Source organism: Arthrobacter sp. RT-1 (genome assembly GCF_003367205.1).
Lineage (GTDB): Bacteria > Actinomycetota > Actinomycetes > Actinomycetales > Micrococcaceae > Arthrobacter.
Genome location: NZ_QRGQ01000005.1, coordinates 174,401 through 190,840, shown reverse-complemented (window position 1 = coordinate 190,840; position 16,440 = coordinate 174,401). Strand labels below are relative to the sequence as shown.

Sequence of the window (16,440 nt, the reverse complement as noted above, 5' to 3'; positions counted from 1 at the left end):
GTCATATCCGGTATTAGACCCAGTTTCCCAGGCTTATCCCAGAGTTAAGGGCAGGTTACTCACGTGTTACTCACCCGTTCGCCACTAATCCCCGGTGCAAGCACCGGATCATCGTTCGACTTGCATGTGTTAAGCACGCCGCCAGCGTTCATCCTGAGCCAGGATCAAACTCTCCGTTGAAGTAAAACAAAAACAGACACAACACGCGCCACCGGGAAAACGGCAACACGCACTGCACAAAATTTGAAACCAGCTGTCAAAACCAGACCCACCACAGGGGCGGCAGGCCCGGCAAATTCAACCAATTCATAAAAACAAATCGGTATCAACAAACTTGGCACACTATTGAGTTCTCAAACAACAGACACACCCGGCACCACCACAACCACTTTCAAGGCCGCGGCTCGCTCCGGAGCAACTTTCCAAACTTACCCGATCCCCGGAAGCTTTGCAAACCAGCATTTCCGCGATTCCCAGCTCCCACAAACCAGCCCCACCCAAAACCGGCACGCTCAAAAGCGAACCATTTTCAGGCCGTTCATCAAGGGGGATTGGCCGCTATCTTTCCGCATCAGCGGCGGCGACTCAGAAAACAATACACGCCCCACAACCCCACCGCAAATCGCAGCCCCGGGAGCTTAAAACCCGCGGAATGACGGGCGGGACGGCCCGCAGGCCCACCCTGGCGGCCACCCGCCGTCGTAATTAACCTTTGTGTGCTGCAGCACAGCATGCGGCCCTGCTGCGCCTACTTCCCCAGCCCGGGATGCGCGGGTACGAAATCAATCCTGTTGCCCGGGGCTTTCCGGGCGGCCGGCGTCCGGTCGTAGCCCTTTGCGTCGAGGTTGTTCCCCGCACGGAATTCCGCGAGCGCGGCGTCGTAGGCGTTGTTGAGGGTGCGGCCGGAGAACTCACCGGTGCTGCCGTCGGTGAACTCGATCCTGATGCGGACGCTGGCGGGATAGTGCCGGCTCATGCGGATGAAGCCGTCCGAGTCCTGCTTGAGAGTGATCAAGGGTCCTGCTTTCGTTGGGGCTTCCAGTGTCGCCTACATCGCATTATCGAAGAACCGGTTGCCGTCCCGCCGCACCGGGAGCATAATCGTTAGCAGAACTAATTAGCAGTGCTAAGCATTATCGCCAGGAGGCGCACCCGCACCCATGACCGCCACCACAACGAAGAATCCGCCAGCAGAACCCGTCACGCCGGACACCCTGGCCATCGACCTCCGCACCGCCGTGATGCGCACATCCCGCCGGCTCCGTGTTGAGGCAACAGGTGAAGTTATCACCCCCGGCCAATACACAGTGCTGGCCGTCCTGAACAGCGACGGTCCCAGGACCCTGCGCGCACTTGCCGAAAGCGAGCACGTGCAGGCCCCGTCCATGACCCGCATCGTCAACGCCCTCGCCGACCAGGGCTTTGTCACCCGGTCCGCGCATCCGGACGACGGCCGCCAGGTCCAGGTGGATATCACTGCCGCCGGCAAGGACGTCCTGGCCGAAGCCCGCAGCCAGCGGACCGCCTGGCTGGCCCAGCGCGTGGCACGCCTCAGCGAGGAAGACCGGGCCATCCTCAGCCGCGCCGCGCACATCATGCAGGAGATGAGCGGCCGATGAGCGCCATGTTCCGCGCCCTCGAAAACCGCAACTACCGGATCTGGGCCGGCGGCGCACTGGTGTCCAACATCGGCACCTGGATGCAGCGGATCGCCCAGGACTGGCTGGTCCTGACCGTCCTCACCAACCACGACGGTGCCGCCGTCGGCATCACCACCGGCCTGCAGTTCCTGCCCATGCTGCTGCTTGGCCCCTACGGCGGCGTGCTGGCCGACCGTTACCGCAAACGCATCATCCTGCTCTGGACCCAGCTGGCCATGGGCCTGACCGGGCTTGCGATCGGACTCCTGGTGGTCACCGGCACCGCCGAGCTGTGGCACGCCTACCTGGCCGCCCTCTGCCTGGGCATCGCCAGCGCCATCGATGCCCCGGCGCGGCAGGCCTTCGTCTCCGAACTGGTGGGACAGGACAACATCTCCAACGCCGTCGCGCTGAACTCCGCGTCCTTCAACACCGCCCGGCTCACCGGCCCTGCAATCGCCGGCGTCCTCATCGCCTGGGTAGGCACCGGCCCGGTCTTCCTGCTCAACGCGGCCAGCTATGCCGCCGTGATCATCTCTCTGTTCCTCATCCGGACCTCCGAACTGGCTCCCGCCGCGCAGGCCGGGCGCGGCAAACACCAGGTGGCCGAGGGCATCAACTACGTGCGGGGCCGCCCCGACCTGATGTTGATCATGGTCCTGGTGGGCATCCTGGGTGCGTTCGGCATGAACTTCCCCATCACCAACGCGCTGATGGCCACCACGGAATTCGGCGTCGGGGCTGGCGAGTTCGGCCTCCTCGGTTCCATCATGGCCGTCGGCACCCTGGCCGGCGCCCTCCTCGCGGCGCGGCGGGCGGGCCCGCGGCTGCGGTTCCTCCTGGGCGGCGCGCTGGGCCTCGGTGCCTTCACGGTGCTGGGCAGCGTCTCGCCGTCGTTCTGGCTCTACGCCGCTGTGCTGATTCCGGTGGGCCTGGCGTCCATCACGTTCCTCAACAGCTGCAACACCAGCATCCAGCTCTCGGTGGAACCGCAGTTCCGCGGCCGCGTGCTGGCCCTGTACCTGGCCATCCTGCAGGGCGGAACCGCCGTGGGCGCGCCCCTGATGGGCTGGATCGGCAGTGAGTTCGGGGCGCGCTGGGCCGTAGCGTTCGGCGGCGTCGTGGTCCTGCTCACCGGGCTGGCCGCTGTCATCGTGGTCAGCCGGCGGAGCCGGCTGACCTTCCGCGGCGCCCTCCGGGTCGCGTTCAAGGGGAAGCGCGAGCCCGCTGTCTAAGGCCTGCCATGTATGGAACGTACGACGACGGCGGCCGGACGTCTGCCCATTGCGCACCTTAGGCGGGGCTTGCTCCGAGTGGCGTGTGCCGCCGTCGTAACTGACGGCAGTAACGCTGCTGTAACGCCTGCAGAGGTGTACTGACACTGTGTGCAGTGTTTTGAAGGTTCGGGTTGATCTCGCAGGAAACTCCACGGGGTAGCAGTCCGGGATAGCGATGGTGGACGTGCACTCCCATAGCCGCCAAGTGGCCGCCCTTGTGTGGGCGGTGGTCTTGGTGCTGCCTCTATCGGGGTGTTTCTCGGGCGGTGGCGACGGCGGAAACTCTTCCTCAAGTGGAACTTCCGAAAGCCGTGGGGCGGAAGGTTCAGCCACGGGTAGCTCATCCGGCGGTTTGGCGCCGGCCGACCCCTCCGACGGAGATTCCGGTGGCGGGTCCGATCGAGAGGCCGGTGGAAGTTCCGACGGATCAGGCGGAAGCTCCGGCGGCGGCGGCTCGGGCGGCAGCTCGACTGACGGGCGCACCCAACCGCCACGCCCGGCTCCAGGGCAACAGCCGCCGCCGGATTCCGAACAACTCGTTCCCCGGGGGCCGGGGCAACCTCCCGGTCCAGCAGCCCCGGGCCAGCCTCCTGCCCCGCCGGCTCCCGGCCAGCCTCCTGCGCAGCCGCCAGGACCAGCCGCACCCAACAAGCCTCCAGTCCAGGAAACCGTGGTGCTCGAATGGCTGCCCATCGGCCCCGTCGGACGTGGCGATCCCATCTGGTACGTGAACCTGAAAAACAGGAACTGCGGCGCAGTCCCGGGTTTCTCAGCACCGCTGAACACAGTGGAAGAGGCAGCGCAGGCGCTGTGCTCGGGTTTGGCAGGTGACGACGCAGCGTGGCAGCAGGGCACCTCAGCTTTGGACACCATGGAGCGGCCCGTAGAAGGTGTCTCCGATTGCTACACGGTAGTCGCCTATGACGTGCTGCAGGATATCGCCGCCGTGCGGCAGCAAAGGCCGGATGCGCGGCTGCAACTCGCTGCCCGCAACGGCACCGCCTGCCAGCCACAACTTTCAGGTTTGGAAGATGAGGATGGCTCGTCGCCCGTTGGCGTTTGTCCCGGCAGCGCGATCGTCCTGAGCGGAAACGTCACAGGTCTCCCCACCGGCAGCGTTCGAGAAGTCAGCGTCGGCACTGCGACCGCGAAGGTATGGCAGCGCCAGAGTTTCGTGGACAATAACCACCCGCTGGAGTTCTACTTCCTGGCCCCGGCCCTCGCACAGGGAGCGCCGGCTACCGTCAGCGTCACTGTTACCGACGCGGATTATCCTGTGGGCGGAACTGTGACCTTCGACTACGCCGCAGACCAGACGGCCTGCCCGCAAGCACCGAGCACCGGACCATGACGGACGCCGACGGCGATGGGCGTTCCTCGTGGTCCCGCGCGTTTGGTGTGCTTTCGGCGATCGGCCCACCGGTCACCGTGGCCACGGCGCTGCTGTTCTACTTCGGCTGGGCACGTGCCGACGCGCAGGCTGCACAGATGGGCCTGAACGTCAGCCTGTTCGGGTACGCCGTACAGGACTATCTACTGATCAGCATCAATGCGCTCTTCCTGCCGCTGGTCTGCATCCTTGCCCTCAGCGTTGCCTGGCTGGCCCTGGACCGCCTGCTGCGCCGCCGGATTGAGGAGGACCGCGGCCGGGCGAGAATTATCCGGGCCGCGGGCATTGCCGCATTGCTGAGCGGCCTCTTGGTCGGCGTCAGCTTGGTGCTGGCCGTCGTTGAGCCTGCCCGGACGTCGCTCTTCACGCCATACCTGATGGCCCTGGGCGTGCTGGTCGCAACCTGGTGCATCCACCTCCGCCGCATGGGCAGGGACGGCAAACGTCCGGCCCTCAGTACCGAGCAGCGCGCGGTGGAGACGACGCTGGTCCTGAGCATTGTGACGCTGCTGCTCTTCTGGGGCACCGCTGACTATGCCCAGGCACTAGGCCGCCGGCTGGCGTTGAACTACGAGCAGGGGGTCCAGTTCATGCCCCGGGCGGAGGTTTATTCACTCAAGCCACTGAGCATTGGTTCGGGCGCGGTCACGGAGGTAAAGATGGGCAGCGGGGACACAACGCTTTACCGGTACGACGGACTGCGCCTGCTGGTGCTCAGCGGCGGACGGTTCTTCTTCCTGCACGACGGCTGGACCCCGCGGGACGGTTCGGTGATCGTCCTCCCGGACGACAATTCGGTCCGCATTGAGTTCAAGAGGTAGGGGCGGGTCTGCACGCGCATCGGGGGGCTGCTCCGAGTGGCGTGTGCCGCCGTCGAACGTTAACTACTTCCTAATCTCCGCCGTCCGCAGCCGGACGATCTCCTCCACGACGTCGTCCGGCAAGGGGTGGGCGGCCGTGAAGCGGATGGTTCCCTTGGACAGGGAGAAGCCCTCGAGCCGGGGTGCAACCGCCTCCACGACGGCGGGCGAGAACGGGAAGATCGAGAGGTGCTTGGCAGCGGCAACCACTCCCACCAGGGGCTTTCCGTCCAGCTTCAGGGCGGGCATGCCGTAACTCATCCCCTCCGTAGTGTCCCGAGCGACCGCCCGGGCGATGCCCACCACGTGCTGCAGGCAGCCTCGGTCCGGCTCGGGCAGGTCTGCCAGCGAATCGTCAACGACGCCCACGGCCAGGCTCAGCTCTTTTTGGCGGCCACTGCGGAGGCCAAGGATTTGAGCCCGCGTTCGAAGTCCGAGCCCACCAGCTTGTCCATGTTCATGAAGAGGGCGAACAGCTTGGCCGCACCCTTGTTCTCGCCGGTCATCCGCCACATGACTTCCGTGCCGCCCGGCGCCGGAGTGAAGGTGAACGACGTGGGGTTCAGCGCTTTGAAGGGTTTGGTGAACTGCAGCCGGACCTTGACCTCGCGTGCCGGCACGGACTCCACGATCTCCATGGTTCCGCTTCCGGCCTTGCGGTTGCCGCTCCACTCGTAGCCCGCCCCCACGCCCGCGTCGGCGCCGAAGTAGCGCCGGCTCATGCCGGGGTCCACGTTCTCCCAGGGGGACCAGGCCGTCCACTCGTGGAAGCTGTTGACCAGCGGAAAGATCTCTTCGGCAGAGGCAGGAATGACCGCGCTGCGGCGGACTTCATAAGTGGACATGGCCCCAGCTTAGGAGCCGGGACCACCCCTGAACAGGCAAGGCGGGGTCAGTTTTTAGCCCAAAAATGCTCAATTCTTGGGCAAGGGATGGGCCCACGTTGCAGTAAGCCGCAGAAGCTAGGTCAGGGACGAGTCCCCGAGCACCACGTTCACCGGGTCAGCGCCTTCAAGCAGCAGCCCGATCTGTTTCCGGATAAGCCGGACCATCCGCGGGAACATGGCGGAGCTGGCGCCGCCCACGTGCGGGGTGATCAGCACGCCGGGGGTGGTCCACAACGGGTGGCCCGCCGGCAGCGGCTCCGGATCCGTGACGTCCAGGGCTGCACGGAGCCGGCCGGTGGAGGTCTCGGCCAGCAGTGCCTCGGTGTCAGCCACCGGCCCGCGGGCCACGTTTACCAGCAGGGCGCCGTCCGGCATTGCGGCCAGGAACTTCGCGTCCACCAGCTGCTGGGTCTCTTCGCTCAAGGGAACGCTGACCACCACAATCTCGTGGAGCGGCAGCTGCTCGTACAGCGCATCGATCCCGTGAATCGTCCCGTTGGAGTCTTCGCGCTCCCGGCTGGCCATCCGCGTCACCTCGGCTTCGAAGGGCAGCAGCCGTGCCTCGATGGCCTTGCCCACTCCCCCGTAGCCCACGAGCAGCACGCGCCGGTCGGCCAGGCTGGGCCGCTGGGTGTTGTCCCACGTTCCGCTGGCCTGGTTCCGGACGAAGTCCGGGATTCCCCGCTGGCTGGCGATCATCATGCCCAACGCAAGCTCCGCCGTCGATGTCTCGTGGACCCCCGCCGCGTTGGCGAAAACGCAACCGTCCGGCAGGACGTCCGCGACGCCGTCGTACCCGATCGACTGGCTTTGGACCAGCCCGACGTCCACGCCCTCAAGCGCGGCCAGCGTCGCCGTCTTCCCCATATAGCCCGGAACCAGCAGGTCGAGCCGGCCCTCGGGTGCCGGCCCGGTGAGGTCCCAGAGGACAAAGTCGACGCCGTCCATGGGCTCCAGCGCGTCCAGCAGCTTTTGGTCGGGCAGACACACCCGCAGCCGGCCGGTCACGCCGCCACCACAATCATGTCCAGTGCGGGTCCAAAAACGTCCATGTCGCCTTCCCTTGGCTGCGAAGCCGGGCCTTTTCGCCACCGGCAATTACTTCCGCTACCAAACGTACTTTGTGCCCTGCGGGAGATGGTTGCCTTGCCCACTCTGCGGACGCGGGGAGGGCTTGTCATGTGTGTGACAGGCCCTCCGATCCTGTAAATTTAAGGAAGGAATTGTCCGGCCAGCGAGCGGCGTTCCAACCCTCCCCCTTGAATGGATTCCTTTCCCATGTCTTCCGCGATTTCCGCGCCGGCGCCTGCCCGTTTCCCGTACGCCGCGATGGTTGTTTTGGCCACCATCGCCTTCACCGCCATCACCACCGAGCTCCTCCCGTCCGGGCTGCTGCCGCAGATCAGCGCCGGCCTGAACGTGTCCGAGCCGGTTGCCGGTTACCTGGCTGCCGCCTACGCCGCCGTCATTGTGGTGACGGTGGTTCCGGCTGCCCGGCTGCTGGCCCGGATTCCCCGGCATGCACTGCTGGTGAGCCTTGTCCTGACGTTCGCAGTCAGCAACGCCTGGGTGGGGCTCGCGCCGGACTTTACGACGGCGATGATCGCCCGGCTGGTGGGCGGTCTGGCGCACGGGCTGCTGTGGACCACCATGGCCCCGTTCGTCACCAGGGTGGTCCCGCCGAACAAGGTGGGCAAGGCCCTGGCGATCGTGTTCAGCGGCAACAGCCTGGGCCTGGCCATCGGCGCGCCGGTGGGCACGGCACTGGGTGGGTTGCTCGGCTGGCGCGCGGCGTTCCTGGTGCTGGCCGGTTTCGGGCTGCTCCTGACGGTCCTGGCGTTTTTCCTCCTGCCGCGGGTGCAGCGCATTTCCGACGCCGTCCGCCCGTCGCTTCGCGGGGCGATCGCCGAGCCAGGCGTCAAGTCGGTGGCCATCGCCTGGCCGCTGCTGGTCCTGGCCCACTTCGCACTGTTCACCTACATTGCGCCGTTCATCCGCGAAGCGGCGCTGCCCGACTACGCCATCAGCCTCTCCCTCACGGTGCTGGGCGCCTCTGGCCTGCTGGGCATCTGGGTGGCGGGCCTCACGGTGGATTCGCATCCGCGCCGTTCGTTGCTGATCACGACGGCGGCCATCGCCCTGTCGATGTTTTTGTTGCCGCTGGCAGTGGGCAACCTTCCGGTGGCGCTGGCGCTGATGACGGTCTGGGGTGCGGGCCTGGGCGCGATCGGCATTTACAACCAGTCCGCCATCCTGCGCGCGGGCGGGGAATACCAGGAGGCAGCCAACGGCCTCACCGTCCTCACCATCCAGCTGGGCATCACCATCGGTGCACTGTACGGCTCGGCTGCGCTGGTGACCGGCGGGGCGCTGCTGGTCCCCGTTGCGGCTGCCTTGCCGGTTGTCGCCGCGCTGGTGATCACCCTGGCGGGCAAGAAGTACGCGTACCCGCCGGGTCCGCGGGAGCGGGTCTGGCTGGAGCCGCGGCCCGTGAAGGAGCCGGTGAACTAACCCCAGGCACAGCTCCAGGCGGTATGTCTTGACCGAAGAAATGACAAATTAGTCAAAAGATTCTCACCAACCCGTAACCTTCATGACCCGAATTTCGATTCATAAGGTGCGGGGGGAAAACCGCAAGTTGATCGCAATCCATAAAATTCGTCAACGGAGGATCAGATGTCTTTCTTCACATATTCCGGCAACAAGCTCGCAGCAACCGTGCTCGCCGCAGGCGCTCTGGTGGTGGGCGGTACGGGTGTCGCGGCTATCGCAGAATCGCACTCCGACAGTCCTGGGGTGGTGGCCGAATCACCGTCGCCGAGCCCCACAGTCACGGAAACGGAGTCTCCGGAGCCCAGCCCCACGGCCACCGAAACCGACTCTCCGGAGCCCAGCCCCACGGCCACCGAAACAGAGTCCCCGGAACCTACTCCGACGGAAACTGAAACGGCTTCGCCGAGCCCGTCCCCCACAGAGACTGCGGAGCCGGATGAGTCTCCCACCTCTGTTCCGGTGGGACCTGACGCCACCGGCCCGGCAGCGGTGGGCCTCTGCAACGCCTACTCCAACGGCGGCCTGAACTCCACCTCCACCGCGTACGCAGCATTGGCGGAGGCTGCCGGCGGTGAGAGCGGCATCGTCTCGTACTGCGCCACTGTTTCCGCTCCGGAGGACGAGGCGGACGGCACCGGAGAAACCCCTGAGGGCGATGCCGTCGAGGAGCCGGTGGAACAGCAGCAGGTGAAGGAGCAGCCGGCAAAGGGCCAGCGCCAAGGGCCGGCAGCAGGCTCCAACGGCGCTGGACAGCAGTCCAACAACGCAGCCAGGAACTCCGCCGCCCACCCCGGCGGCGGACAGCGGTAGCCTGTCAGCAGGAACGGCATCCGGCGCCGGGACAAATTGCTTGTCCCGGCTCGGAGCCATCCCCACGGTGCCCGCAAGGGCATCTGCCGCAGGGGGGCGGATGCACAAGGTCAAACATGAGGCAGCGACGCCCGGTCAGGCCGACCAGGGCATCTTTTGTGATGCCTACCGCGAGTTTTCGCCCGCAATCCTCAACTACCTGCGTGCACGCGACGTGGAAGATCCCGAGGGCATGACCCAGGAAGTTTTCCTGGCCTTGTACCCGCAGCTTCCGGAGGTGCACGGCGGCCTGAAGGGCATCAAGTCACTGGCCTTTTCGATCGCCCACGCCCGCTATGTGGATGAGCACCGGCGCAGGCTGAAGACTCCTCCCACCACCGGCTACGACGCCGACGCCGATCCGCGGTGCTGCGATTCGGCTGAGGACCAGTTGCTGGAGGCGGAAGGTTCGGCCCAGGTGATGGCACTGCTCGGGACCCTGCAGCACGACCAGCAGGAGGTCATCGCGCTGAGGATCGTCGCGGACCTGTCCGTCGAAGCAACCGCGGAAATCATGGGCAAGACTCCCGGAGCCATCAAGCAGCTGCAGCGCCGGGCCCTTTGCCGGCTCCGGAAACTCCGTCCCTCGTTGAGAGAAGAGCAGTCATGACCAGTAACGAGCCCGTAGCCAGCAAAGACAGGAAGCAGCAGGAGCGCCGGCTCGACGACGAGCGCTATGTGGATGAACTGCTTGTGGAGGCTGGCGTGGCGGCCGACGCCGGGCTGCGGCAGATGTTGCTCCGGCTGAGGGAGTTCCGGGTTACCGAAGTCCCGCCCCCGTCGGCCGAGGTTGCCGCGCTGATGGGGTGGCCGGGGGCGTCGGACGGGAGTCCCGCCAGCGTGAACCCAAGTGCCGTGGTCAGCCTCGAGGACTGGTCCCGCAGGTCCAGGAAAAAGCGGGTTGCCTTCACCACGCTTGCCGTGGCGGCGTCGCTGGGGATCGCCGGCGGCGCGGCGGCCGGGAATGACACCCTGCGGCGCGGGGCTGAAGGAACCATCAGCACCATTGTCCGGTCCTTCTCCCCTCCTGCCCCGGCATCCCCGGCACCCGCCGTCCCATCCGGGGCACCCGGCCCGACACCCGCCGTCGTCCCTTCTCCTGCTGTAACGGCGCCACCCGTGGTGACCGTTCCCGCTGTCCCGGCGCCCGCACCTGCTCCTGATTCGGCCCCGGCTCCTGCCAAGGAGCCGCCTGCGGGCAAAGGGCAGGACCCGGCTGGGGCACCACGTGTCCCTGGCTGGGCATCGCCCGCCGATGGCGGGACGATGGCTCCTGCCGAGATTCCACAAAGCGGGAAGGAGCCTGCCGTACCGCCTGCCTCCCGGCCGGCCGCGGTGCCGCCGTGGGCAGGGCAGCCATCGGCCGGCGTAACGGAAGCCGGGAAGGCTGGAAAGGCGGCGGTTAACGGGCAGGGGCCGCCCAACCCAGCTGACCAGGCAGAGGGTGCTGGCAAGAGGACGCCAGCCCGCTGATCCGCGCGATGGCCTGATTCGCTTCCCGTTTGGACGGATCCCCGCACACTTGACGTCCGGCAACATCAGCGGCGCTGGGAACCGTCGGATCGGGCTGACACGCCACCGCCGCCGGAGATTTCAGCAGTCCGCAGCGTCTTGATAGACGTTAAAGGATGCTAGACCTACTTCATCCCGCCATGCCCTTCATCGCCGTGACCCTGGCGGTGGCCGCAGGACTGGTTCTGTCCTGGCTGCTGCGCAAGCTGGTCCTCCGGCTGAACCGCAACCGCCCCGAACTGCAGGCCACATCACGGGTGGCGCGCCAACCTCTGCGGCTGGCGCTGTGCCTGATCGGCGTCCGCGCAGCGCTGGGGCTGACGGCCTCCGCCGAAACCTGGCATGCCGCCGTCGACCATCTGCTGCTGATTGCCCTCATCGGTTCCCTCGCCTGGCTGGCCATTGCCGTGCTGCTGATCGTGGAAGCGGTGGTGCTGAACCGGCACAGCGTGGACGTAGCGGATAACCGGCGGGCCCGGCGGCTGCGCACGCAGATGATCCTGACGCGGCGGATCGGGGCGGCCCTGGTGGTGGTGCTCGCCGCCGGCTCGGTCATGCTGACGTTTCCGGCCATCCAGGCGCTGGGTGCCGGCTTGCTCGCGTCCGCCGGCGTCATCTCGATCGTCGCGGGCCTGGCGGCGCAGACATCCCTGGTGAACGTGTTCGCCGGGATGCAGCTCGCCTTTACGGACGCCATCCGCGTGGACGACGTGGTGGTGGTCCAGAAGGAATGGGGCCGGATCGAGGAAATCACCCTCACCTACGTGGTGGTCCACATCTGGGACGACCGCCGCCTGATCCTGCCCTCGACGTACTTCACCACCACCCCGTTCGAGAACTGGACCCGCCGGCAGTCCGAGGTGATGGGCACGGTGGAGTTCGACCTCGACTGGCGTGCCCCCGTGGAGGACATGCGTGCCGAGCTGCGCCGCGTCCTGGCCGGCACGGAACTGTGGGACGAGCGCGTGGGCGTCCTGCAGATCACGGACGCCACCGGCGGCTTCGTACGGGTCCGGATTCTGGTCAGCGCCGCGGACAGTGCCGCACTCTTCGACCTGCGCTGCCTCATCCGCGAGGCCATGGTCACCTTCCTGCAGCAGGGCCACCCGCAGGCCCTGCCCCACCAGCGCTGGGAACACACGGCGTCCGACGCCGGCACCCCCACCCAGCGCAAGGCACCCCTGCGCGGGCTGGGTTCGCCCGCCGCCAGCGGTGCCCGGCCGCCCGCCGACCCCCACGAATCCCAGCTCTTCACCGGCTCCATCGAGGCCGTGGAGCGTTCCCGCGCCTTCACAGGCCCCGGCGACGAGGTGTTTGAAGACCGGGACAAGAACCTGGCATCCAGAAACTGAAACCCTTGATATGTGACTATATGGTCACCTATCATGGGAAGCATGGATGACGTGTTCAAGGCACTCTCCGACCCCACCCGCCGGGACCTGCTCGATGAGCTGTTCCGCGAGGACGGCCAGACCCTGAGTGCGCTCGAGGCACGTTTCGACATGACCCGGTTCGGGATCGCCAAGCACCTCCGCCTTCTGGAGGATGCAGGCCTGGTGGTGACCCGCCGTCGGGGGCGGGAAAAACTGCACTTCCTGAACCCGGTACCCATCCGGCTGGTCCACGACCGCTGGGTCAGCAAATACGCAGAACCATGGGCCGCTGGCCTCAGCGACCTCAAATCCAGATTGGAAAGTCCCATGGAAAAGATCTTCGAAATCTACATCAAGACCACTCCGGAACTGCTTTGGCAAGCCATCACGGACAGCGCCATCCGCAGCAAATACCAGTTCGGGAACACCATCGAAACGGACTGGACCCCGGGCAGCAGCTTCACCATGAACAACGTCAAGGCCGGCGCACCTTTGGGCGAAGGTGAAAACCTGGAAGTGGACCCGCCGCGCCGGCTCGTCCAGACCATGCGCGCCCTGTGGGGTGAGGACGTCAAGGCCGAAGGCACATCGAAAATCACCTGGGAGATCGAACCCGTGGGTGACTCCTGCCGCCTGACCGTCACCCACAGCGACCTCCGCGAGGGCGCCAACGAGCAGCTCTACGGTGGCTGGCCGATGATCCTCTCCGGCCTCAAGACCTGGCTCGAAACCGGCGAGAAGCTGACCACGCCCGGCTCGCAGATGTACACCTGACTCCGGTGCCCCCGATTCGCAATCCCCATCGGTTGCTCCGTAATTGCCGTTTGGGGGTGTCAAAACGGCGTTTGCGGAGCAATCGATGAGGTGTTTTCGAGGCCAGGCCTAACAGCTGGGACGGGGCGGGCGGCTATCCGGCTGATGGCCGGTTCCGGCCATCCCAACCCCGGTGCCGCAGGTTGCGGGTGGCCACCAGCGACCCGCCGATGAACAGCACACCCAGCACCACCGTGGCGACGCCCACGTAGAACCAGCCGCCCTGGCCAAAGATCATCAGCGCCACGCCCAGCAGGCACAGGCCTTTCGCGGTGATATCCAGGTACAGCTGCACCTTCGGGTTGCCCATACCTCCACGATAAACCCGCCGGCGGCCCTCTGTCCGGGGATTGGGGGCGATGAAGCTACTGTTCGTGCTGCCGCCACAGCAGGCTCACGCCAAGCGTCACAACGCACAGGACCAGCATGGCCAGGACCATCCGCGCCCAGCTTCCCTGGTCCACACCGCCGCTGGCAAAGACGCCGATCATCACGGTGGCCGTGATGGCACCGACGTACCGGCAGGTCTGGTAAATGCCCGCCGCGACGCCGCGCTCCTGCGGCCTCGTGGAGACGAACATGCCCTGGTTGGAGGCGATGCCCACCGTTCCGTACGGGATCCCCATCAGCGCGGTCAGCACCACCACCAGCGGGATGGCGAGCGACCCGGTCAGCAGCCACATCAGGGCGGCCACCGCGGTCAACAGAACGACCCCGGCGAGCAGCACGCGCCGCACGCCGAACCGTCCCATCGCGCGGACGGCCCATGGGGTGGCCACCACGGACATGGCCGCGAGCGGAAGCATCAGCAGGCCCACCACGCCGGGGTTGTAGCCGCCGGCTTCCTGCAGCAGCTGGGGCAGGCCGAAGAACACAAAGTAGTAGACGCTGCTGAACACCGCGAAGCCCAGGTACACCAGCATCAGCGGCCTGTTCCGCCCCAGCAGCCGCAGGTCCAGGAACGGCCGGTTGAACCGCAGCTCCCGCCAGGCGAACAGCGCGGCAATTCCGGTGCCGGCGGCCAGCATCCACCAGCGGTACTCCGGGGCGACGTTGAGCGCGGCCATCATCACCAGCAGGAGTGCGGCGATGAACGCCAGGATCCCGGGAATGTCAGAGTCCCGCAGCAGGTCCGCAACGCTCCCCCGTTCGCGGGCTTCGTCCGGCGGGGCCGCCTGCCGCACGATGAGCAGCGCGGCCAGCGCCAGCGGGACGTTGATGAGGAAGAGCGCCTCCCAGCCCACCAGGCTTACGAGCAGTCCGCCGACGACGGGCCCGACGGCGGCTGCCGACGTGTTGGCCATCTGGAGCCGTCCCAGCGGACGGGCCGCCTCCACCCCGGCGCGGTGGGCAATGGCACCCACCATCACCACGGCACTGGGATACGCGGTGGCCGTTCCCAGCGCCATCACCGCCCGCGCCACGCAGAGCAGGGCAAAGTTCGGGGCCAGCGGGGCGAGCGCGCAGGTGAGGGCCACCAGCGCCATACCGAGCATGAACATCCGCCGGGGCCCGAACCGGTCGGCGAGCCTGCCCATCACCGGCTGGCCCGCGGCGGAGGCGAGGTAGAAGGAGGTGACCACCCAGGTGACCGCGGCAACGTCGAGCACAAAGTCGGCGCGGAGGACCACCAGCGCCACGGCGATCATCGAGGAGTTCAAGGGGTTCAGTGCCGTGCCCAGGCTGAGTCCGGCGACGGCCAGGTCAGTCCGGGGTTTGTTGCTCACGGAAACAGTCTGGTGCACGACGCTGCCCACCGGCGACTTTGATGACCCGGCGCGGCTACTTTCCGGCCGGGGTCAGGGGGAACAGGGCGTCCTCCACTGCCCGGGTGAGATCCCGGATGGCGTCTGCCTGTTCGGGCTCTTCGGTGCCTTCAGGGTTTTCGGTGTAGATCACCAGCGCGAAGGTGGAGCCGCGGTACGTCAGGAGCGCGGCGTCGTGGAGTTCCCCGCCAATCTCCCCGTACTTGTGGTGCACGTCGATCCCGGCCCGGGAGCCGGCGGGGATGAGGTCGTCGTTGTTGGTGTCCTGCATGTAGCTGAGCAGCTCGGCGGTGTTGTCCTCGTTGAGCAGGTCCCCGGCGTACAGCTGCTTGAGGACCAGTGCCATGTCGGCCGGGGTCAGGAGATTCTGTTCCGGGTCATAGGTGACACCGATGGACGCGGCGTAGTCGATGAGGCGCGGGTAGCCCACGGCGTCCATCAGGAGCAGCCATGAGTCGTTGTTGCTCTGGTTCACCATGGCTTCCATCTGGAAGGCGGCGTCGTAGTCGCCCAGAGGTTCGTCGAGGCTTGCTTCCCCCGTTTCCACCAGGTGGTAGTAGGCCGCAGCAGTGATGATCTTCGCGGTGCTGGCAGCCGCGAAAACGTCGCTGTCACCGAACGCCAGGGCGGCATCGCCGGAGACGTCGGCCAGTGCCAGCCCGATCCGGTAATCACTGGCCTCCTCGAGGATGGACTCGACGTTGTCCCGGAGGGAGTCCGGTGCCTGGGCCACGGGCGACGCCGCGACCGTGGGAACCGGGGCGGCAGTACTGGCAGAGGGTTGCGAGCGGACTACGGCAAGGACCACGGTGGCAACGATAACCAGCGCAACGGCACATATCAGCAGCACAAGCTTCCTGCGTCCGCGGCGGGCGGTACGTATTTCCGGCACAGCTTGGGGCTCCACTGGGTGCACGGGCATGGGTGCTCCTGTCACAACTCAAAATCGGTCAGCTTTCCGCGCGCCCCAGTGCACACAGATGCTGATTAGATCATCCAAGATTGGGAGCTGCCTGAGAGGCCGCCGGATGCCGCGTCCTCCCAAAGGCGACACGGAAACTACATGTCGCCACGCAAAACACCGGACGCGCCCGAAATACCGAGTGCGCAGGGGAATTCGCGGGTCGAAAACCGGGGTGCGTGTCGAAAACCGTCAGCGGGTGCGCGCCGAGAGTGCCGCGTCCAGGAACTCCAGGTGTGCCGGGGCTACCCGGACGGTGCTGCCGGCATACTCCGGGTGCTTGGTGAGGAACTTCTTGATGAACGGGCAGACGGGAACGATGCCCGCACCTGCCGCCACGGTGGCGTCCAGGGCAACCGTGGCCAGCTGGCCCGCCAGGCCCTGGCCGCCGTATTCCTCGTTGACCACCGTGTGGTAGAAAATCCGCTGTGGTGAGCCGCCGCCGTCGTACTCCTTGTACGCCGCCTTGCCGATCACGTTCCCGGCATCGAGGATCTCGAAGCGCTGGCGCTCCGCGTTGTGGCGGACGGTAATTTCACTCAATGGCTTCTCCTTTGTA

Annotated in this window: 18 protein-coding genes and 1 rRNA gene; 10 read left to right on the top strand and 9 right to left on the bottom strand. The window is 66.4% G+C overall.

What is annotated here, in order from left to right:
* Together DXK94_RS06325 and DXK94_RS06320 are read right to left on the bottom strand one after the other, a co-directional pair.
* Nucleotides 1-180: ribosomal RNA gene (locus tag DXK94_RS06325) — 16S ribosomal RNA — on the bottom strand; the annotation flags it as partial.
* Nucleotides 181-748: 568 nt separating this feature from the next.
* A complete protein-coding gene (locus DXK94_RS06320; RefSeq protein WP_115524292.1) occupies nucleotides 749-1,015 on the bottom strand; it encodes a hypothetical protein in 267 nt (88 codons plus the stop codon).
* Nucleotides 1,016-1,160: 145 nt separating this feature from the next.
* Between DXK94_RS06320 and DXK94_RS06315 the strand changes: the two genes are divergently transcribed.
* From DXK94_RS06315 to DXK94_RS06300, 4 genes are all read left to right on the top strand, one after another.
* The gene (locus DXK94_RS06315; protein WP_115524291.1) at nucleotides 1,161-1,619 is read left to right on the top strand and encodes a MarR family winged helix-turn-helix transcriptional regulator; all 459 of its coding nucleotides are present in this window, start codon (nucleotides 1,161-1,163) and stop codon (nucleotides 1,617-1,619) included.
* The gene (locus DXK94_RS06310) at nucleotides 1,616-2,875 is read left to right on the top strand and encodes an MFS transporter (RefSeq protein ID WP_115524290.1); all 1,260 of its coding nucleotides are present in this window, start codon (nucleotides 1,616-1,618) and stop codon (nucleotides 2,873-2,875) included. The genes DXK94_RS06315 and DXK94_RS06310 overlap by 4 nt, the downstream gene beginning before the upstream one ends.
* Nucleotides 2,876-3,590: 715 nt before the next feature.
* Complete coding sequence (locus tag DXK94_RS06305; protein ID WP_115524289.1) at nucleotides 3,591-4,268, top strand: hypothetical protein; 678 nt, start codon at nucleotides 3,591-3,593, stop codon at nucleotides 4,266-4,268.
* Nucleotides 4,265-5,128 (top strand): hypothetical protein, encoded by an 864-nt coding sequence (locus DXK94_RS06300; RefSeq protein WP_115524288.1) that lies wholly within the window; start codon nucleotides 4,265-4,267, stop codon nucleotides 5,126-5,128. Before DXK94_RS06305 ends, DXK94_RS06300 begins: the two co-directional genes overlap by 4 nt.
* Before the next feature lie 63 nt (nucleotides 5,129-5,191).
* Here DXK94_RS06300 and DXK94_RS06295 read toward each other — a convergent pair whose 3' ends face one another.
* The 3 genes from DXK94_RS06295 to DXK94_RS06285 form a co-directional block, all read right to left on the bottom strand.
* Nucleotides 5,192-5,536 carry an iron chaperone gene (locus DXK94_RS06295; RefSeq protein ID WP_115524287.1) on the bottom strand — a complete coding sequence of 115 codons (345 nt, stop codon included), beginning with the start codon at nucleotides 5,534-5,536 and terminating at the stop codon, nucleotides 5,192-5,194.
* 8 nt (nucleotides 5,537-5,544) lie between these two features.
* Entirely contained in the window at nucleotides 5,545-6,012 is a 468-nt protein-coding gene (locus DXK94_RS06290; protein ID WP_115524286.1) for an SRPBCC family protein, read from the bottom strand.
* Nucleotides 6,013-6,129: 117 nt separating this feature from the next.
* Nucleotides 6,130-7,062, bottom strand: coding sequence for a 2-hydroxyacid dehydrogenase (locus tag DXK94_RS06285; protein ID WP_115524285.1), 933 nt, complete (start codon nucleotides 7,060-7,062; stop codon nucleotides 6,130-6,132).
* Between the two features lie 270 nt (nucleotides 7,063-7,332).
* On the opposite strand from DXK94_RS06285, the gene DXK94_RS06280 reads away from it, so the two are divergent.
* From DXK94_RS06280 to DXK94_RS06255, 6 genes are all read left to right on the top strand, one after another.
* Entirely contained in the window at nucleotides 7,333-8,565 is a 1,233-nt protein-coding gene (locus DXK94_RS06280) for an MFS transporter (protein ID WP_115524284.1), read from the top strand.
* A gap of 165 nt (nucleotides 8,566-8,730) precedes the next feature.
* On the top strand, nucleotides 8,731-9,417 hold the full coding sequence (locus DXK94_RS06275; RefSeq protein WP_115524283.1) for a protein tyrosine phosphatase: 687 nt from the start codon (nucleotides 8,731-8,733) through the stop codon (nucleotides 9,415-9,417).
* Nucleotides 9,418-9,517: 100 nt separating this feature from the next.
* Nucleotides 9,518-10,066, top strand: coding sequence for an RNA polymerase sigma factor (locus DXK94_RS06270; protein ID WP_115524282.1), 549 nt, complete (start codon nucleotides 9,518-9,520; stop codon nucleotides 10,064-10,066).
* Entirely contained in the window at nucleotides 10,063-10,929 is an 867-nt protein-coding gene (locus tag DXK94_RS21200) for a hypothetical protein (protein ID WP_147294357.1), read from the top strand. Before DXK94_RS06270 ends, DXK94_RS21200 begins: the two co-directional genes overlap by 4 nt.
* 179 nt (nucleotides 10,930-11,108) lie before the next feature.
* On the top strand, nucleotides 11,109-12,320 hold the full coding sequence (locus DXK94_RS06260; protein ID WP_115524280.1) for a mechanosensitive ion channel family protein: 1,212 nt from the start codon (nucleotides 11,109-11,111) through the stop codon (nucleotides 12,318-12,320).
* Between the two features lie 42 nt (nucleotides 12,321-12,362).
* Nucleotides 12,363-13,115, top strand: coding sequence for a metalloregulator ArsR/SmtB family transcription factor (locus DXK94_RS06255; RefSeq protein ID WP_115524306.1), 753 nt, complete (start codon nucleotides 12,363-12,365; stop codon nucleotides 13,113-13,115).
* 133 nt (nucleotides 13,116-13,248) lie between these two features.
* Here the strand turns inward: DXK94_RS06255 and DXK94_RS06250 are convergent, their stop codons facing one another.
* The 4 genes from DXK94_RS06250 to DXK94_RS06235 form a co-directional block, all read right to left on the bottom strand.
* Complete coding sequence (locus DXK94_RS06250; protein WP_079599076.1) at nucleotides 13,249-13,464, bottom strand: hypothetical protein; 216 nt, start codon at nucleotides 13,462-13,464, stop codon at nucleotides 13,249-13,251.
* Nucleotides 13,465-13,519: 55 nt separating this feature from the next.
* A complete protein-coding gene (locus DXK94_RS06245; RefSeq protein WP_115524305.1) occupies nucleotides 13,520-14,881 on the bottom strand; it encodes an MFS transporter in 1,362 nt (453 codons plus the stop codon).
* A 55-nt stretch (nucleotides 14,882-14,936) separates the two neighbouring features.
* The gene (locus DXK94_RS06240) at nucleotides 14,937-15,842 is read right to left on the bottom strand and encodes a serine hydrolase (RefSeq protein WP_115524279.1); all 906 of its coding nucleotides are present in this window, start codon (nucleotides 15,840-15,842) and stop codon (nucleotides 14,937-14,939) included.
* Between the two features lie 231 nt (nucleotides 15,843-16,073).
* On the bottom strand, nucleotides 16,074-16,424 hold the full coding sequence (locus DXK94_RS06235; protein ID WP_115524278.1) for a GNAT family N-acetyltransferase: 351 nt from the start codon (nucleotides 16,422-16,424) through the stop codon (nucleotides 16,074-16,076).
* Nucleotides 16,425-16,440: the final 16 nt, after the last annotated feature.